The sequence below is a fragment of the Rhodococcus sp. Leaf278 genome (assembly GCF_001426085.1).
Classification (GTDB): domain Bacteria; phylum Actinomycetota; class Actinomycetes; order Mycobacteriales; family Mycobacteriaceae; genus Rhodococcoides.
The window spans coordinates 324,213-341,567 of sequence record NZ_LMRR01000001.1; the positions used below are offsets into that span (position 1 = coordinate 324,213).

A 17,355-nucleotide genomic window follows, 5' to 3' on the forward strand; every position below is an offset into this window, starting at 1 on the left:
CTTCACACGAGGGTGAATCGCTCCAGCACCACCTGAGTGTCGTCGTTTACCGTGAAGTTCGGATCTCCCAATTCCGCGCGAACCTCGGCCGACTGCCAGAATCTTTCGTGTCCGGCTCGCCACTGCGCCACATCGGCGTACCCCTCACCCTCGTCAAGGGCATGTCGCAGCGAAACATCTTTCAGCGCAACGATATCGACACCCGTGGTCTCGGTGACTCCGACCACGACACCCGCCGAATCCACCACCGCGCCGAGCTCGCCGACTCTCGGCAGCTCCTCGTCGGTGTACTGAACCAACAGGCTTGCCGTGCTGGTCTTCGCGCCGGACAGCACGGCCGCAACCAGCGTGTCTCGAAGTGGGCCGGGGTAGGCGAACTCGACTATCGGCAGATCCGTCACTTACTCATCATAGTTCGAGATCTGCCCACACCAGTCGGTGGTCCGAGGGGTGCTCGGCCTGGTTCGGCCAGTACACCTGGGAGTCGACCACGGTGAGATCGTCGGACGGCAATACGTAGTCCACGCGAAGGTCACCCGGCTTCGGATCCGCAAAATCGGCTGTGTCCGTCCCGTGTTCGTCGGACACAGGCGCGGGATCCTGAACGCGGGGCAAATCCAGAACCTGCGCAATGGAACCGGCCACCGAGTCCCCGTCGACCGGATCACTGTTCTGATCGCCCAGCATGACGAACGACGCTCCTTCGTCGAGTCCGCCGCGCACGCCCTTGTCGTCGTACAGGTAGTCCGCACCCGAGATGTAGTCGGCACTCAGTCGGATCTCGTCGTGATTACGTTTGCCGTTGCGATTCTCAGGTCCATCGAACGACGGGGGAGTGGGGTGCGAGGCGAGAACGTGCAGCGTCTTGCCATTCACGTCGATCGGCACGTCCCAGTGCGATTTGCTGGACAATCGCAGCGCGTCGGACGCCTCTCCGTAGTAGTCACGCGGCAGCAGGGAATCCGGCATGTCCTTCCACAGAAAGTTCTGGAACGTGCGCACCGATTCGGTGTCGATCGGATACTTCGAGTACACGACCATGCCGTACTGACCCGGAAATTGGCCGAATCCCCAGGCATCGCCCGGGCCGCCGAGCTTGCCGTCCTTGTCGAGGTCGAGTCCGGAGTCGACCCCGGTGTTCACGGGGGCCGTGAACCAATATGGGTACTGCTTGTCCAGATAGTTGTCGTTGAACAGTTTCACCGCATCGTCACCCGAGTAATCGAACTCGTTGACCAACAACACATCCGGCGAGTTCGCGGCGATCACATCGGCTGCCGCGCGGGCCTGAGCGTTTTCGCCCTGCAGGTCGGTCACCAGCTGCCCGGCTGCGGATCGATTGAGGCTGGCGTTGAATGTCGCCACCCGAATGCTCGACGGTTCGTCGGGGGTCGGGTCTGCAGGAGACGGATCCGCAGAAGAGCAGCCGGCAGTCATGAAGGCGAGGGTAACGGCGACGGCTGCGAGTCTCGGCATTTTCACATTCCGCACCGTAGAGACGGCAAGCGAACGTAAGGTTACGAATTAACAAGCAAGCGTGCTTGCTTTTTTCTCGTGCCTTTGTGAAGCTGGACCCATGGCAGACCTCGACACACTCGTCGGCGACCTCCGTGCCGAGGGCGACGACCTCGATGCGCTCGTCGCCCAACTGACATCGGAGCAGTGGGCGGCACCGACACCGGCCGAGGGCTGGACGATCGCGCACCAGATCGCACATCTGTCGTGGACCGATCACGTCGCGGAGCGAACCACGTCCGCAGCATCCGGCGATACCGCGGCCAAGGAGGAGTTCGCGCTCACTCTGAAGAAAGCGTGGGAGAACCCCACCGGGTTCGTCGACGAGGCTGCGGAGGAAGAAGCCCGCAATCCCGAACTGTTGAGCGCATGGCGAACCCGCCGTCGAGCCATGACCGATGCTCTCGTGCAGGTGCCGCCCGGAACCAAGATCGACTGGTTCGGACCGCCGATGAGTGCGGCGTCCATGGCCACAGCGCGATTGATGGAAACGTGGGCCCACGGCCAGGATGTCGCCGACGCATTGGGCGTCACGCGCGTTCCCACCGACAGAATCCGCGGAGTCGCTCATATCGGCGTCCGCACGAGGGATTTCGCCTACGCCGTCAACCAGCAGACTCCTCCCACCGACCCGTTTCGCATCGAACTCACCGCGCCGTCGGGCGAGCTATGGACCTGGGGACCCGAGGATGCTGCGCAACGCGTGACTGGCCCGGCCCTCGACTTCTGCCTCCTCGTCACCCAGCGCGCTCATCGCGACAACCTCGACATCCGTGCAGAGGGACTCGACGCCGCACACTGGCTCACCATCGCCCAAGCCTTCGCAGGCCCTCCGGGAGTCGGCCGTACACAGTCGGGACGAGAGCACGCATGACCGTACGAATCGGCAACTGCTCGGGCTTCTACGGGGACCGTCTTTCAGCCATGCGCGAGATGCTCGAGGGCGGCGAACTCGACTACCTCACCGGTGATTACCTCGCCGAGCTGACGATGCTCATCCTCGGCCGCGACCGGATGAAGGACGCGACTCGTGGCTACGCCAAAACCTTTCTGCGCCAGGCCGAGGACTGCCTCGGACTGGCACTCGACAAAGGCGTCAAGATCGTTGCCAACGCCGGTGGTCTGAATCCACGTGGCTTGGCCGAGGCGCTGGAGAAACTCGACTCCGGTGCGAAAATCGCGTACGTCGACGGCGACGACCTTCTCGGCGGAGCTGCCGAACTCGGCCTCGGTAACCCGCTGACCGCAAATGCCTACCTCGGCGCGTGGGGCATCGTGGAATGCCTGAACTCCGGTGCCGACGTCGTCGTCACCGGGCGCGTCACCGATGCCAGCGTGATCGTGGGACCCGCTGCGGCGCACTTCGGTTGGACGCCGACCGATTACGACGCCCTGGCCGGTGCCGTCGTCGCGGGCCACATCATCGAGTGCGGAACTCAGGCGACCGGCGGCAACTACTCGTTCTTCACCGAGATCGCCGACATGTCCCGTCCCGGGTTCCCCATCGCCGAGATCGAGTCCGACGGTTTGTCCGTCATCACGAAGCACGAGGGCACCGGCGGTGCCGTCAGCGTCGGTACCGTGACCGCTCAGCTGCTGTACGAAATCACCGGCGGGCGTTACGCGAACCCTGATGTCACCGCGCGGATCGACTCAGCGATCCTGACGCAGGAATCCAGCGATCGGGTCTCCATCGCCGGCGTGACCGGCGAAGCGCCGCCGCCCACCTACAAGGTCTCGCTCAATGCACTCGGCGGTTTCCGCAACGAATTCACGATGGTGCTCACCGGCCTCGACATCGAGGCCAAAGCTGCACTGGCACAGCGTCAATTCGAGTCCTGGCTCCCCGCACGGCCAACCGAACTCGAATGGACGCTTGTGCGCACCGACAAGCCGGACGCCGAGACCGAGGAGACGGCCAGCGCTTTGCTGCGCTGCGTTGCCCGCGACAGCAACCCCGATGCCGTCGGACGTCAGTTCTCTGCGGTTGCAGTCGAACTCGCACTGGCCAGCTACCCCGGATTCTCGGTGACTGCGCCGCCGGGAAACGGAGCGCCGTACGGAGTATTCACGGCAGGATTCGTCGACGCGGCCCAGGTGCCGCACATCGCGCATCTCGCCGACGGTTCCGAAAGCATCATCGCTCCGTCGACAGAAACGCGGGCATTGGAGCCCCTCGACGAACCGACGCTCCCCGCACCGAGAGCAGACGAAGCGACCATCCGACTCCCGCTCGGAACCATCGCGGCCGCCCGAAGCGGCGACAAGGGCGGCAATGCCAACGTCGGGGTCTGGGTCCGCACCGACGACGAATTCTCCTGGCTCGTCCACGCATTGACGGTCGACAGACTGAAGCAGATGTTGCCCGAGGCGGAGAAACTCACCGTCACCCGACACGTGCTGCCCAATCTGCGGGCCGTGAACTTCGTCATCGACGGCATCCTCGGCCAAGGCGTGGCATCGCAGGCCAGATTCGATCCACAGGCCAAGGGGCTCGGTGAATGGCTGCGGTCGCGGCACATCGACATCCCCGAAACACTCGCTTACAAGGGAGCACTCGTATGAGTATCTGGACGACGCCCGAGCGTCAGCAGCTTCGGAAGACCGTGCGCAGCTTCGTGGAGCAGGACATCGCGCCGCACATGAATCAGTGGGAGACCGACGGAGAGATTCCGCGTGAGCTGCACAAGAAGGCGGCAGCTCTCGGTCTGATCGGTGCCGGCTTTCCCGAGGAGGTCGGTGGGGACGGCGGAGATCTGGCCGACGCGGTCGTGATCTGTGAGGAGATGCACCAGGCCGGTGCGTCCGGGGGACTTTTCGCATCGCTGTTCACCAGCGGAATTGCGTTGCCGCATTTGGTTGCAGCACGCGACGCCGACCAGATCGAGAAGTGGGTGCGGCCCACGCTGGCCGGAGAGAAGATCGGCTCGCTCGCGATTACCGAGCCGGGCGGCGGTTCCGATGTCGGCCACCTCAGGACGAAGGCGGTCAGGGACGGCGAGCACTACGTCGTCAATGGATCCAAGACGTACATCACCTCGGGCTGCCGAGCAGACTTCGTCGTCACTGCGGTTCGCACCGGAGGAGACGGTGCGGCCGGTGTCTCGCTGCTCGTCATCGAGAAGGGCACACCCGGATTCGAGGTCACCAGCAAGCTCGACAAAATGGGCTGGCGCGCATCCGATACTGCTGAGCTCTCGTTCGTCGACGCCCGAGTGCCGGTGAGCAACCTCGTCGGTGCGGAGAACAGTGGGTTCGCGCAGATCGCACAGGCATTTCTCACCGAGCGCATCGCCCTCGCCGCCCAGGCCTACGCCAGCGCGCAGCGCTGCCTCGATCTGACTCTGCGTTGGGTCCGCGATCGGGAAACGTTCGGAAAACCGCTCATCGCACGGCAATCCGTACAGAACACCGTCACCGAGATGGCCCGCAAGATCGACATCGCCCGCGTCTACACCCGCTCCCTCGTCGAGAGATCGATGGAGGAGGACGCCGACTTCATCGCCGAGGTCTGCTTCGCGAAGAACACCGCCGTCGAATCCGGAGAGTGGGTCGCCAATCAAGCGGTGCAACTCTTCGGCGGACTCGGCTACATGCGCGAGAGCGAAGTCGAACGGCAGTACCGCGACATGCGCATCCTCGGTATCGGCGGCGGGACCACAGAAATTCTCACCGGACTGGCCGCAAAACGATTGGGGTACCAGGCATGAGCGTGCTGAAGTCCACCCTCGACACCGCGTCGGAGCAGTATTCCGGTGCCACCGAGGCCATGCACACCAAGCTGGCCGAGATCGACGCCGAGCACTCGAAGGCTCTGCTCGGCGGGGGTCAGAAGTACGTCGAGCGCCACAAGAAGCGGGGCAAGCTACTTGCCCGTGAACGCATCGAGCTGTTGATCGACGAGGATTCCGCCTTTCTGGAACTGTGTCCACTTGCAGCCTGGGGCAGCGACTTTCCCGTCGGAGCCAGCACCGTCATGGGTATCGGCGTGGTGTGCGGCGTCGAATGCCTCATCGTCGCCAACGATCCGACCGTCCGCGGCGGGGCGAGCAACCCGTGGACCCTCAAGAAGGGGTTCCGCGGCAACGACATCGCCACGCAGAACCGGCTTCCGGTCATCTCCTTGGTCGAGTCCGGTGGAGCCGATCTACCGACGCAGAAGGAGGTGTTCATCCCCGGCGGTCGAATGTTCCGTGATCTGACGCAGCTGTCGGCGGCGGGCATTCCGACGATCGCGTTGGTGTTCGGTAACTCCACTGCCGGCGGTGCATACATCCCCGGAATGTCCGATCACGTGGTCATGATCAAGGAGCAATCAAAGGTGTTCCTCGCCGGGCCACCGTTGGTCAAGATGGCCACCGGTGAGGACTCGGACGACGAGTCGCTCGGCGGTGCCGAGATGCATGCTCGAAAGTCAGGTTTGGCAGACTATTTCGCCGTCGACGAGCAGGATGCGATCCGTATCGGACGCAGCATCGTCTCGCGGCTGAACTGGAAGAAGAAGGGCCCGGAGCCGCGCGCCGAGATCATCGAGCCGCTGGCCGACCCCGAGGATCTGCTCGGCATCGTCCCCACCGATCTGAAGATCCCGTTCGATCCTCGCGAGGTGATCGCCCGCATCGTCGACGGCTCCGATTTCGACGAGTTCAAGCCCATGTACGGCGGCTCGCTCGTCACCGGATGGGCCGAGCTGCACGGCTATCCCATCGGCATCCTGGCCAATGCCCGCGGTGTGCTGTTCAGTGAGGAATCGCAGAAGGCGACGCAGTTCATTCAGCTCGCCAACCGCTCGAACACCCCACTGTTGTTCCTTCACAACACCACCGGCTACATGGTCGGCAAGGAATACGAGGAAGGCGGGATGATCAAGCACGGCTCGATGATGATCAACGCCGTGTCCAACTCGACGGTTCCGCACATCTCGATCCTGCTCGGTGCCTCCTACGGTGCCGGTCACTACGGCATGTGCGGTCGCGCCTTCGACCCGCGGTTCCTGTTCGCCTGGCCGTCGAGCAAATCCGCAGTCATGGGTGGCGCGCAACTCGCCGGTGTCATCTCCATCGTCGGACGTGCCGCCGCCGAGGCCCGTGGCCAAGCATTCGACGCCGAGGCCGACGCCGGAATGCGCGCGATGATCGAAGCGCAGATCGAAGCCGAGTCGCTGCCCATGTTCCTCTCCGGACGCCTCTACGACGACGGTGTCATCGACCCTCGTGATACCCGCACGGTAGTGGGAATGTGCCTGTCGGCCATTGCCTCTGCCCCGATCGAAGGCACCGCCAACTTCGGTGTCTTCCGGATGTGAAGCCATGACCGTAACCTCCGTCCTCGTAGCCAACCGCGGCGAAATCGCCCGCCGTGTCTTCACTACCTGCCGCGCCGAGGGCATCGACACCGTCGCGGTATTCGCCGACGCCGACGCCAACTCCCCGCACGTGCGTGAGGCCGATGCGGCCGTGCGATTGCCCGGCAACAGCTCGAGCGAGACCTACCTTCGTGGTGAGCTCGTTATCGCCGCTGCAGTACAGGCCGGGGCAGACGCGGTGCATCCGGGCTACGGCTTCCTCTCCGAGAACGCCGATTTCGCGCAGCAGGTCCAGAATGCCGGCTTGACGTGGATCGGACCGCCGGTCAAGGCGATCGAACTGATGGGCTCGAAGGTCGAGTCCAAGAAGATGATGGCCGACGCCGGAGTGCCGGTACTGACGCAGCTCGATCCCGAGTCGGTCACCGAGAACGAACTTCCGGTGCTCATCAAGGCCTCCGCGGGTGGCGGTGGGCGCGGCATGCGGATCGTGCGCAGCCTCGACACACTGCAGTCCGAAATCGAGGCAGCGGGTCGAGAAGCTCTGTCGGCGTTCGGTGACGGAACGGTGTTCGTCGAGCGCTACATCGAGACCGGCCGGCACATCGAAGTACAGGTCATGGCCGACAGATTCGGCACCGTGTGGACCGTGGGCGAGCGTGAATGTTCGATCCAGCGTCGTCACCAGAAGGTCGTCGAAGAAGCGCCGTCACCACTCGTCGAACGCATAGACGGTATGCGCGAGAAGCTCTTCCATGCGGCGACGCTGGCCACCGAGGCCATCGGCTACGAGGGCGCGGGCACCGTGGAATTCCTCGCCGACGAGAAGGGCAACTTCTTCTTCCTCGAGATGAACACCCGTCTGCAGGTCGAGCACCCGGTCACCGAATGCACGACAGGTCTGGATCTGGTCTCGCTGCAGATTCGGGTGGCAGCGGGGGAGCGTTTGCCCGCCGAGCAGCCGGCGACGCGCGGTCACTCCATCGAAGTTCGCCTGTACGCCGAGGATCCGGCTCAGGATTGGCAGCCGCAGAGCGGTGCCGTGCATCGATTCGAGATTCCCGGTGCGCAGTTCGAGGTGTTGGACAAGGCGAGCAGGAGTGGAGCCCGCGGAACGACCCGGGGATACATCCGAGTTGATTCCGGCGTCGAGTCCGGCAGTGTGGTGAGCACTCATTACGACCCGATGCTCGCAAAGGTCATCTCGTTCGCGCCGACGCGAGACCAGGCAGCGAACCTGCTGGCGAAAGCACTGCAGCGAGCCACCATTCACGGCCTGAAGACCAACCGAGATCTGTTGGTCAACATCCTGCGGCACCCTTCGTTCCTGGCCGGCGACACCGACACCGCCTTCTTCGACACCCACGGCCTCGATGTGCTGTCGCTACCGATCGCGCAGGGCCGCGGCGTGGAGCTGTCGGCTCTCGCAGCAGCTCTGGCCGACGCGGCGAACAACGTCGAGCGAGCCCGGGTGAATCGAGGGCTCCCGGGCGGGTGGCGCAACCTGCGGTCGCAGCCGCAGCGCAAGACATACGACGACATCACCGTCGAATATTCCATCGGACGCAGCGGACTCACCTCCGCGGTAGATGGGGTCACGCTGGATGGCGTCGAACTCGTCGAGCACACGCCGACCTCGGTGACGTTGGATGTCAACGGTATTCGACGTACCTTCGCGGTGAGCAGCTATGGGTCGGATGTATTCGTCGATTCTTCGCTCGGGCCGGTCCGTCTGGTCCGCGCCCCGCGGTTCACCGACCCCAGCGACGAGGTGGCTGCGGGATCGCTACTGGCGCCGATGCCGGGCAGCGTCGTCAGAATCGCTGCTGCGCAGGGCGATACCGTCACCGCCGGTCAGCCCATCCTGTGGCTCGAGGCGATGAAGATGGAACACACGGTGACCGCACCCGCGGACGGTGTCCTTACCGAACTGAACGTGCAGCAAGGTCAACAGGTCGAAGTCGGCGCAGTTCTGGCCGTGGTCTCAGAAGGAGCAGAGCAAGCATGAGTTTCATCGAAACCGAAGAGCAGAAGGGGCTGCGCAACGCGGTCTCGTCACTGGGCAAGCGCTACAACTACATCGACTACGTGTTGCCCAAAGCGCGCAAGGGCGAGCCGCTGACCGAACTGTGGAACGAGGCGGGCAAGCTCGGCTTCCTCGGCGTCAACCTGCCCGAGGAGTACGGCGGCGGCGGGGCAGGCATCTACGAACTCGCGCTCGTGCAGGAGGAGTTGGCCGCGCACGGAGCCGGTCTGCTGTTGGTCGTCGTCAGCCCGGCCATCTGCGGCACCATCATCGGCAAGTACGGCACGGTAGACCAGAAGCAGGAGTGGCTCACCGCTCTCGCCGACGGGTCCAAGATCATGGTCTTCGGGATCACCGAGCCCGACGCGGGATCCAACTCGCATCAGATCACCACCACCGCGCGCCGTGACGGCGACGAGTGGATTCTCAAGGGCAACAAGATCTACATCTCCGGTGTCGACCAGGCCGACGCGGTATTGATCGTCGCCCGCACCGAGGATTCCAAGACCGGCAAGCTCAAGCCGGCCCTGTTCATCGTGCCCACCGACGCTCCGGGACTGCAGAAGACGCAGATGGAGATGGACATCGTCGAGCCCGATCACCAGTTCGTACTGTTCCTCGATGACGTCCGGTTGCCCGCCGAGGCACTCGTCGGCGAGGCCGACGCCGCCCTGATGCAGCTGTTCGCCGGCCTGAACCCCGAGCGCATTCTCGGTGCCGCGATGGCTGTCGGTATGGGTCGCTACGCTCTGGACGCGGCGGTCAAATACGCCAACGAGCGGACGGTCTGGAAGACGCCCATCGGCGCACACCAGGGCTTGGCGCACCCGCTGGCGCAGTGCAAGATCGAGCTGGAGTTGGCGAAATTGATGATGCAGAAGGCAGCGGTGCTCTACGACTCCGGCGACGATTTCGGTGCCGCCGAGGCCGCGAACATGGCCAAGTATGCCGCCGCCGAGGCCAGTATCAAGGCGCTGGATCAGGCGATCCAGACCCACGGCGGTGCCGGCTTGAGCAGTGAGTACGGCCTGGCGGCGATGCTCGGAGCTGCCCGCATCGCCCGCGTCGCGCCGGTGAGCCGGGAGATGATCCTCAACTTTGTCAGCCAGCACTCGCTCGGACTGCCCAGGAGCTACTGATGGCCGTTCTCGCCGAGAACTCCGCGAGCACGGCGTATTTGACGTTGGATTCGCCGGAGAACCGAAATGCGTTGTCCTCGGTGTTGGTCGACGAGCTCAGCGCCGGCCTCGTCGCCGCGGCCGAAAACGATGACGTCAGAACGATCGTGCTCGGCCACACCGGCACGACGTTCTGTGCGGGAGCCGATCTCCGAGAAGCGGGATCATCACCGGAACTTCGCACCCGGCAGATGCTCGACCTGATGCGGTTGATCATCGACACTCCCAAACCCGTCGTCGCGCAGATCGACGGGCACGTGCGAGCAGGCGGGATGGGACTCGTCGCGGCCTGCGATGTCGCGGTCGCCGGCCCGGAGAGTTCGTTCGCGTTGACGGAGGTTCGCCTCGGCCTCGCCGCGTCGGTCATCTCGGTGGCCGTGCTGCCGCGATTGAGCTCCCGAGCAGCGAGTCGGTACTTGCTCACCGGGGAGACGTTCGACGGTGCCACGGCCGAATCGATCGGCCTGATCACCGTGGCCGATGCCATCCCAGCGGCTGTGGTGGCCGACTACATGATCATGTTTCGGAAGTGCTCGCCGCAGGGCTTGGCCGAGTCGAAGCAGCTCACCACGGCTGCCATCAGGCGCGAGATCGACGAGCGGGGAACGGCCGTCGCCGAGCAATCGGCCAGGTTGTTTGCATCGGACGAGGCCCGAGAGGGGATGATGTCCTTTCTGGAGAAGAGACCTCCGTCCTGGGTCCTCGAGAAGTAGGGCGGGCGAGAAGGAGTAGGGAAATGGTGATGGCGCGCGAACCCAAGCAGGACCGCAGCAGGGTGACGCGTCAGCGACTGCTCGAGGCGACAATCGACTCACTTGCCGAGCAGGGCTGGGTCGCAACCACGGTCGGTGTCGTCGCCGAGCGCGCCGGCGTCTCACGCGGCGCGACCCAACATCATTTCCCGACGCGTGAGGACCTCATCACCGGGGCCCTCGAGTACATGTTCGACACCCGAATGGACGACGCGCGGCGCGAAGCCCAGGACATTCCTCCGGGTCCAGGACGGACGAAGCTCGTCGTCGAGCGGCTCGTCGAGTACTACACCGGGCCGATGTTCAAAGCGGCACTGCAGGTGTGGACGGCCGCTTCCGCAGATCCCGAGTTGCGCGATCGAATCGTGCCCCTCGAAGAACGGTTCGGCCGCCGTGCCCACCAGATGGCCGTCGAGAACCTCGGTGTCGACGACAACGATCCCGTCACTCACCGCCTCGTGCAGGCGACACTCGACCTCGCCCGTGGCCTCGGACTCGCGGATGTGCTCACCGACGATGCGCGACGACGCGTCGAAATCGTCCGCACATGGGCCGACGTTCTCGATGCCTCGCTGGGCGCGCGGCACTCCGTCGTCGCCGGTTCGGTAGCGGGCTAGACCTCACTGGCTCTGCAACGCCGCCGAACCTGTGCTTGAGTCTGGCGGGTGACTTCCGATATCGCACGCGTGCACCGCGGCCACATTTTTCACGTCGCAGGCTCGCCCACCGTGCTCGACGCTGCCGCATCGTTGGTGTCGATTCCCGACGGCGCGCTGGTGGTCTCCGCCGAGGGCGTCATCGAGTTCTGTGGCGAGTTCGATTCTCTTCCAACGCAATACGCGCGTAGTGAAATCGCTGATCACCGTCCCGGGTTTGTCCTGCCAGGATTCGTCGACACCCACATTCACTTTCCGCAGACCTATGCCGGTGATTCCTACGGCGGCGGGCAGCTTCTCGAATGGCTGAACACGTGCATCTTCCCGTCCGAGTCGCGTTTCGTCGATCCCGAGTTCGCCGACGCGGCCGCCAGGGACTTCTGCGCCGCCCGCATCCGGGCCGGGACCACGCAGGCGATGGTCTTCGGCTCGGCCTTCCCACACGCACAGGATTCGCTGTTCTCCGAAACGAGGAAGCACGGACTACGCATCGTCAGTGGACGCGGGGTCCAGACCACCGGCCCGGCGTCGGCGCAGGCCTTGATCACCGGTGAGGACGAGGCCATCCGGCTGGTCTCGGAAGAAATCGAGAAATGGCACGCGGTAGATACCGGCGACGTCGACACGGCGATGGTGCACGTGGCCGTCGTCCCGCGGTTCTCGCTCTCGGTGACGATCGAGACGCTGAAGAATCTCGGTGAGCTCTACGACTCCGTCCGCGCGCGGGGCGTCTACTTCCACACGCACCTCAACGAGAACAACCGGCCGGGCACGGGCGAGATCGATGCCACCAAGAACGCCTACGGGGTGGACACCTACCTCGACACCTACGACGGCAAGTTTCTGCCGGGCTCGCAGGTCGGCGGTAAGAGCTTCCTCGGCAAGCGGACCATCCTGGCCCACGCGGTGCACTGCCAGGACGTCGAGCTGGCACGGATGGCCGAGACCGGCACCTCCATCGCGCACTGTCCTACGTCGCAGCAATTCCTGGGCTCGGGCACGATGCCGTGGAAGCGCACCGTCGCCGCAGGAATGAACATCGCCATCGGGTCCGACTTCGGCGGCGGTGACGAGTGGTTGCTACCGCAGGTGCTCGCCGATGCCTTCAAGGTGCACATCTCCGAACCGAGAGACGACGGGTTGTCGCTGCACCCGGCGGAATTGCTGTTCACCGGAACCCTAGCCGGGGCGCGTGCCTTGGATATGGAGAACCGGATCGGCAACTTCGACCCCGGCAAGGAAGCCGATTTCGTCGTCGTCGATCCGTCCGCCTGGCCGCAGTTGGCGGCTGCGATCGACCACGGTGTTCGCGCCGAGGACGCCGACTTGGCCCGAGACCAGACCTTGTTCGCCCTCCTGATGGCCATGCGCGAGCCTGCCATCGTCGGCGTGTATGTCCAGGGACGCGCACTGCACGGCACATGACTGGATGACCGTCCGATTGATAGGTTCACTGCGACGTCGAACTGCTGTAAACGTCGAACTGCAGGATCGGACAACACGCGAAGGACGGCATGAAGCGAGTGGCCCTGGTGATCACCGCAGTCGCCGCGCTTCTCGCGGGCTGCGGTAGTTCCGATACCGACGCTGCCGATACCTCGACCGAGGCAACGCCGACGACCACCGGCGCCTACGAGCCCGGTCCGTTCTTCGGTGAATGCGGATCGATCACCGACGCCGAGGTACAGACGGCGTTCGGAGCCGGACCGTTCGGTCAGATCACCCGCAACTCCGTCGGCTGCCAATGGGAAACCGTGGGCTTCGGTGGGCCCGGTGTCAGCTTCTCCTGGTATCGCGGTAGCCCCATCGGCCGCGAGCGCGCAGGCTCCGAGCTGATCGGCCGGCCGGCCAAGGACATCGAGATCGACGGGAATCCCGGGTTCGAGGCCGAGCAGGGCGCGCTGTGCGAGATCGGAGTGCAATTCGGCGACGACTTCTTCCACTGGTCCATCACGTACTCCGACTCACCGGCGGCGCGTCCGCCGTGTGATGTCGGAAACGAACTCGCGACACTGACCGTGGAGCGCAAGCAATGACGCCGCAAACATCGAGAACGAGACGAGTGATCGCGGCCGCCGCGACCCTGCTACTTGCAGCCGGCTGCTCCCAGACGGTCGAGGGCACGCCCCGCCCGGCGAGCTTCGGCGGCTCGGGAGGCGAAGAATTCACCAAGTTGTTGACCGAGTGCGACGCCGTCTCCGAGGACCAGATCACCGAGACCGTCGGTGCGGACCTCATCGCCCAGGGATTCCTCGGGGCCATCTGTAGGTGGGATCTCGTGGGGTCCGCGGGCACGGTGAAGGTGACGTTCAACTGGTTCGAATCCGGCACCCTGGCGGCCGAGCGTGCCGCCGACGAGAAAATGATGTACACCGTCAGCGACACAACAGTGCAGGGCCGCAAGGCAATACAGGCCCAGCGTCCGAACGATTCCGCGTCGTGCGGAGTCTCGGCCGGTGCGGATCAGGCGGGCATCTTCGGGTGGTGGGTGCAGTATCGACCGGATGTCGCCGGCCCCGATCCCTGTCAGGCCGCGGCGAAGCTGGCTGACCTCACACTCAACCTGAGCAGATAGGTTGCGTATCGGGGCGAAGGGTGTTTTGACCCGAGGCCGCGCCGCCGGGTATCGTTATGGGTCGTGTCCGGCCTGGCCGGACCGTTTGTGTGCCTATGCGAGGTACAGCCGTGCGCACGTTCGCTCGAAGAGCGCGCAACCGGCTGGACGTGTGGGGGTATGCGACACACCCGACCGCGGGGTGCAAGAGACCCGCGACAGCAGTACTGGAGCAGGCGCAGTACCGGGTGAGGAGCAGTGTTCTCTTGCTCCAACTGCTAGATCCCTGTTTATCGACACGAAGAAAGCCGGTTTATGCCAACGATCAACCAGCTGGTCCGTAAGGGACGCACCGACAAGGTCGCGAAACTGAAGACCGCTGCCCTCAAGGGCAGTCCCCAGCGCCGTGGCGTGTGCACTCGCGTGTACACCACCACCCCCAAGAAGCCGAACTCCGCTCTCCGTAAGGTCGCGCGTGTTCGCCTGACCTCCTCGGTCGAGGTCACCGCATACATCCCCGGTGAGGGTCACAACCTGCAGGAGCACTCGATGGTGCTCGTTCGCGGCGGTCGTGTGAAGGACCTCCCGGGTGTGCGTTACAAGATCATCCGCGGCTCGCTCGACACTCAGGGTGTCAAGAACCGCAAGCAGGCTCGCAGCCGCTACGGAGCCAAGAAGGAGAAGAGCTGATATGCCACGCAAGGGCCCAGCACCCAAGCGGCCGCTGATCAACGATCCGGTCTACGGATCCCCGTTGGTCACGCAGCTCGTCAACAAGATTCTTCTCGACGGCAAGAAGTCGACCGCCGAGCGCATCGTCTACCAGGCGCTCGAGCAGGCTCGCGAGAAGACCGGCACCGACCCCGTCGTCACGCTCAAGCGTGCACTCGACAACGTCAAGCCGGCCCTCGAGGTTCGCAGCCGTCGCGTCGGTGGTGCCACCTACCAGGTGCCCGTCGAGGTTCGTCCCGGCCGCTCCACCACGCTGGCACTGCGCTGGCTGGTCACGTTCTCGCGCGCTCGTCGCGAGAAGACCATGGTCGAGCGTCTGGCGAACGAGTTGCTCGACGCCAGCAACGGCCTCGGTGCCGCTGTGAAGCGTCGTGAGGACACTCACAAGATGGCCGAAGCCAACAAGGCGTTCGCCCACTACCGCTGGTGATCTCCTCGCTCGGGCGGTATTCGGAACTATCCGATACCGCCGGAGCGTTGATCAGCTCAGGCAATACCTCTTCCAACACCAAGGCGGGTTAACTCGTGGCACAGGACGTGCTGACCGACCTACTCAAGGTCCGCAACATCGGCATCATGGCCCACATTGATGCCGGCAAGACCACCACTACCGAACGCATCCTCTTCTACACCGGTATCTCCTACAAGATCGGTGAAGTTCACGATGGCGCAGCCACCATGGACTGGATGGAGCAGGAGCAGGAGCGTGGCATCACGATCACCTCTGCTGCCACGACGTGCTTCTGGAACGACAACCAGATCAACATCATCGACACCCCCGGTCACGTCGACTTCACCGTCGAGGTGGAGCGTTCGCTCCGCGTCCTCGACGGCGCTGTCGCAGTGTTCGACGGCAAAGAAGGTGTCGAGCCGCAGTCCGAGCAGGTCTGGCGTCAGGCCGACAAGTACGACGTGCCGCGCATCTGCTTCGTCAACAAGATGGACAAGCTCGGCGCGGACTTCTACTACACCGTGCAGACCATCATCGATCGTCTCGGTGCCAAGCCGCTGGTCATCCAGCTGCCCATCGGCGCAGAGAACGACTTCGAGGGCGTCATCGACCTCGTGCAGATGAAGGCGCTCGTGTGGAGTGGCGAGACCAAGCTCGGTGAGAAGTACGAGATCCAGGAGATCCCGGAAAACCTCAAGGAGCGCGCAGACGAGTACCGCACCATGCTGCTCGAGACCGTGGCCGAGTCCGACGAAGCGCTTCTGGAGAAGCACTTCGGCGGCGAAGAGCTCACGATCGACGAGATCAAGGCTGCCATCCGCAAGATGACGGTCAACAGCGAGCTGTACCCGATCCTGTGTGGATCCGCGTTCAAGAACAAGGGCGTTCAGCCCATGCTCGACGCGGTCATCGACTACCTCCCGTCACCCCTCGACGTTGCCGAGACCATCGGACACGCCGTCGGCGACGAGGAGAAGGAGATCACTCGCAAGCCGTCCGCAGACGAGCCGTTCGCAGCTCTCGCGTTCAAGATCGCGACGCACCCCTTCTTCGGCAAGCTGACCTACGTCCGGGTGTACTCGGGCAAAGTCGACTCCGGCGCTCAGGTCATCAACTCGACCAAGGGCAAGAAGGAGCGTCTGGGCAAGCTCTTCCAGATGCACTCCAACAAGGAGAATGCGATCGCGACCGCGTCTGCCGGTCACATCTACGCCGTCATCGGCCTCAAGGACACCACGACGGGTGACACGCTCTGCGATCCGCAGAACCAGATCATCCTCGAGTCCATGAGCTTCCCGGACCCGGTCATCCAGGTGTCGATCGAGCCGAAGACCAAGTCCGACCAGGAGAAGCTGGGAACAGCAATCCAGAAGCTCGCCGAAGAGGATCCCACCTTCTCGGTGAAGCTGGACGAGGACACCGGCCAGACCGTCATCGGCGGCATGGGCGAGCTGCACCTCGACATCCTCGTCGACCGTATGCGTCGCGAGTTCAAGGTCGAGGCCAACGTCGGCAAGCCGCAGGTCGCGTACCGCGAGACCATCCGCAAGACGGTCGAGAAGCACGACTACACGCACAAGAAGCAGACCGGTGGCTCCGGCCAGTTCGCGAAGGTCATCATCAAGCTCGAGCCTTTCGAGGGCGAAGACGGCGCGACGTACGAGTTCGAGAACAAGGTCAGCGGTGGTCGTGTGCCCAGGGAGTACATCCCCTCGGTCGACGCTGGTGCTCAGGACGCCATGCAGTACGGTGTTCTCGCCGGATACCCGCTGGTCAACGTCAAGGTCACACTGCTCGACGGTGCGTACCACGACGTCGACTCGTCGGAAATGGCCTTCAAGGTCGCCGGCTCACAAGCGTTCAAGGAAGCCGCCCGTAAGGCCAGCCCCGTCATTCTCGAACCCGTCATGGCCGTTGAGGTCATCACGCCCGAGGATTACATGGGTGAGGTCATCGGCGACCTGAACTCCCGCCGTGGTCAGATCCAGGCCATGGAGGAACGCAGCGGTGCCCGTATCGTCAAGGCACTGGTTCCGCTGTCGGAGATGTTCGGCTACATCGGAGACCTTCGGTCGAAGACGCAGGGCCGCGCTAACTACTCCATGGTCTTCGATTCGTACGCAGAAGTTCCCGCGAACGTAGCGAAGGAAATCATCGCGAAGGTCAACGGAGAGTAATTCTCTTCG

Annotated in this window: 16 protein-coding genes; 14 read left to right on the forward strand and 2 right to left on the reverse strand. The window is 64.0% G+C overall.

The window, feature by feature from the left end; all coding sequences use genetic code 11:
- Window positions 1–2 precede the first annotated feature (2 nt).
- A complete protein-coding gene (locus ASG84_RS01625; protein WP_057475278.1) occupies window positions 3–401 on the reverse strand; it encodes an ASCH domain-containing protein in 399 nt (132 codons plus the stop codon).
- 7 nt (window positions 402–408) lie between these two features.
- Entirely contained in the window at window positions 409–1,476 is a 1,068-nt protein-coding gene (locus ASG84_RS01630) for an endonuclease/exonuclease/phosphatase family protein (RefSeq protein ID WP_235581501.1), read from the reverse strand.
- A 100-nt stretch (window positions 1,477–1,576) separates the two neighbouring features.
- Here ASG84_RS01630 and ASG84_RS01635 point away from each other — a divergent pair, with 100 nt between their 5' ends.
- From ASG84_RS01635 to fusA, 14 genes are all read left to right on the forward strand, one after another.
- On the forward strand, window positions 1,577–2,389 hold the full coding sequence (locus ASG84_RS01635) for a TIGR03084 family metal-binding protein (RefSeq protein WP_057475279.1): 813 nt from the start codon (window positions 1,577–1,579) through the stop codon (window positions 2,387–2,389).
- Window positions 2,386–4,080 carry an acyclic terpene utilization AtuA family protein gene (locus ASG84_RS01640; protein WP_057475280.1) on the forward strand — a complete coding sequence of 565 codons (1,695 nt, stop codon included), beginning with the start codon at window positions 2,386–2,388 and terminating at the stop codon, window positions 4,078–4,080. The genes ASG84_RS01635 and ASG84_RS01640 overlap by 4 nt, the downstream gene beginning before the upstream one ends.
- Window positions 4,077–5,225, forward strand: coding sequence for an acyl-CoA dehydrogenase family protein (locus tag ASG84_RS01645; RefSeq protein WP_057475281.1), 1,149 nt, complete (start codon window positions 4,077–4,079; stop codon window positions 5,223–5,225). Before ASG84_RS01640 ends, ASG84_RS01645 begins: the two co-directional genes overlap by 4 nt.
- The gene (locus ASG84_RS01650; RefSeq protein WP_057475282.1) at window positions 5,222–6,820 is read left to right on the forward strand and encodes an acyl-CoA carboxylase subunit beta; all 1,599 of its coding nucleotides are present in this window, start codon (window positions 5,222–5,224) and stop codon (window positions 6,818–6,820) included. Before ASG84_RS01645 ends, ASG84_RS01650 begins: the two co-directional genes overlap by 4 nt.
- A gap of 4 nt (window positions 6,821–6,824) precedes the next feature.
- Window positions 6,825–8,828 carry an acetyl/propionyl/methylcrotonyl-CoA carboxylase subunit alpha gene (locus ASG84_RS01655; protein ID WP_057475283.1) on the forward strand — a complete coding sequence of 668 codons (2,004 nt, stop codon included), beginning with the start codon at window positions 6,825–6,827 and terminating at the stop codon, window positions 8,826–8,828.
- Window positions 8,825–9,985, forward strand: coding sequence for an acyl-CoA dehydrogenase family protein (locus tag ASG84_RS01660; RefSeq protein WP_057475284.1), 1,161 nt, complete (start codon window positions 8,825–8,827; stop codon window positions 9,983–9,985). Before ASG84_RS01655 ends, ASG84_RS01660 begins: the two co-directional genes overlap by 4 nt.
- Window positions 9,985–10,737: an enoyl-CoA hydratase family protein gene (locus ASG84_RS01665; protein ID WP_057475285.1), complete on the forward strand. Its 753-nt coding sequence runs from the start codon at window positions 9,985–9,987 to the stop codon at window positions 10,735–10,737. Before ASG84_RS01660 ends, ASG84_RS01665 begins: the two co-directional genes overlap by 1 nt.
- Window positions 10,738–10,766: 29 nt before the next feature.
- Window positions 10,767–11,393, forward strand: coding sequence for a TetR/AcrR family transcriptional regulator (locus tag ASG84_RS01670; protein ID WP_032380839.1), 627 nt, complete (start codon window positions 10,767–10,769; stop codon window positions 11,391–11,393).
- 60 nt (window positions 11,394–11,453) lie between these two features.
- The gene (locus ASG84_RS01675; protein WP_057475511.1) at window positions 11,454–12,857 is read left to right on the forward strand and encodes a guanine deaminase; all 1,404 of its coding nucleotides are present in this window, start codon (window positions 11,454–11,456) and stop codon (window positions 12,855–12,857) included.
- An 89-nt stretch (window positions 12,858–12,946) separates the two neighbouring features.
- Window positions 12,947–13,468: a DUF3558 domain-containing protein gene (locus ASG84_RS01680; RefSeq protein ID WP_057475286.1), complete on the forward strand. Its 522-nt coding sequence runs from the start codon at window positions 12,947–12,949 to the stop codon at window positions 13,466–13,468.
- Window positions 13,465–14,007, forward strand: a complete 543-nt coding sequence (locus tag ASG84_RS01685; protein ID WP_057475287.1) for a DUF3558 domain-containing protein — start codon at window positions 13,465–13,467, stop codon at window positions 14,005–14,007. The genes ASG84_RS01680 and ASG84_RS01685 overlap by 4 nt, the downstream gene beginning before the upstream one ends.
- Before the next feature lie 294 nt (window positions 14,008–14,301).
- Window positions 14,302–14,676 (forward strand): 30S ribosomal protein S12, encoded by a 375-nt coding sequence (rpsL, locus tag ASG84_RS01690; protein WP_008714048.1) that lies wholly within the window; start codon window positions 14,302–14,304, stop codon window positions 14,674–14,676.
- Window position 14,677: 1 nt separating this feature from the next.
- Window positions 14,678–15,148, forward strand: a complete 471-nt coding sequence (gene rpsG, locus ASG84_RS01695) for a 30S ribosomal protein S7 (RefSeq protein WP_003941856.1) — start codon at window positions 14,678–14,680, stop codon at window positions 15,146–15,148.
- Window positions 15,149–15,243: 95 nt separating this feature from the next.
- Complete coding sequence (gene fusA, locus ASG84_RS01700; protein ID WP_057475288.1) at window positions 15,244–17,346, forward strand: elongation factor G; 2,103 nt, start codon at window positions 15,244–15,246, stop codon at window positions 17,344–17,346.
- Window positions 17,347–17,355 lie beyond the last annotated feature (9 nt).

Bases quoted from the DNA above. Each gene is read 5' to 3' on its own strand.
- ASG84_RS01630 (WP_235581501.1), bottom strand. From the start codon at position 1,476: ATGCCGAGACTCGCAGCCGTCGCCGTTACCCTCGCCTTCATGACTGCC.
- ASG84_RS01635 (WP_057475279.1), top strand. From the start codon at position 1,577: ATGGCAGACCTCGACACACTCGTCGGCGACCTCCGTGCCGAGGGCGAC.
- ASG84_RS01640 (WP_057475280.1), top strand. From the start codon at position 2,386: ATGACCGTACGAATCGGCAACTGCTCGGGCTTCTACGGGGACCGTCTT.
- ASG84_RS01645 (WP_057475281.1), top strand. From the start codon at position 4,077: ATGAGTATCTGGACGACGCCCGAGCGTCAGCAGCTTCGGAAGACCGTG.
- ASG84_RS01650 (WP_057475282.1), top strand. From the start codon at position 5,222: ATGAGCGTGCTGAAGTCCACCCTCGACACCGCGTCGGAGCAGTATTCC.
- ASG84_RS01655 (WP_057475283.1), top strand. From the start codon at position 6,825: ATGACCGTAACCTCCGTCCTCGTAGCCAACCGCGGCGAAATCGCCCGC.
- ASG84_RS01660 (WP_057475284.1), top strand. From the start codon at position 8,825: ATGAGTTTCATCGAAACCGAAGAGCAGAAGGGGCTGCGCAACGCGGTC.
- ASG84_RS01665 (WP_057475285.1), top strand. From the start codon at position 9,985: ATGGCCGTTCTCGCCGAGAACTCCGCGAGCACGGCGTATTTGACGTTG.
- ASG84_RS01670 (WP_032380839.1), top strand. From the start codon at position 10,767: ATGGCGCGCGAACCCAAGCAGGACCGCAGCAGGGTGACGCGTCAGCGA.
- ASG84_RS01680 (WP_057475286.1), top strand. From the start codon at position 12,947: ATGAAGCGAGTGGCCCTGGTGATCACCGCAGTCGCCGCGCTTCTCGCG.
- ASG84_RS01685 (WP_057475287.1), top strand. From the start codon at position 13,465: ATGACGCCGCAAACATCGAGAACGAGACGAGTGATCGCGGCCGCCGCG.
- rpsL (WP_008714048.1), top strand. From the start codon at position 14,302: ATGCCAACGATCAACCAGCTGGTCCGTAAGGGACGCACCGACAAGGTC.
- rpsG (WP_003941856.1), top strand. From the start codon at position 14,678: ATGCCACGCAAGGGCCCAGCACCCAAGCGGCCGCTGATCAACGATCCG.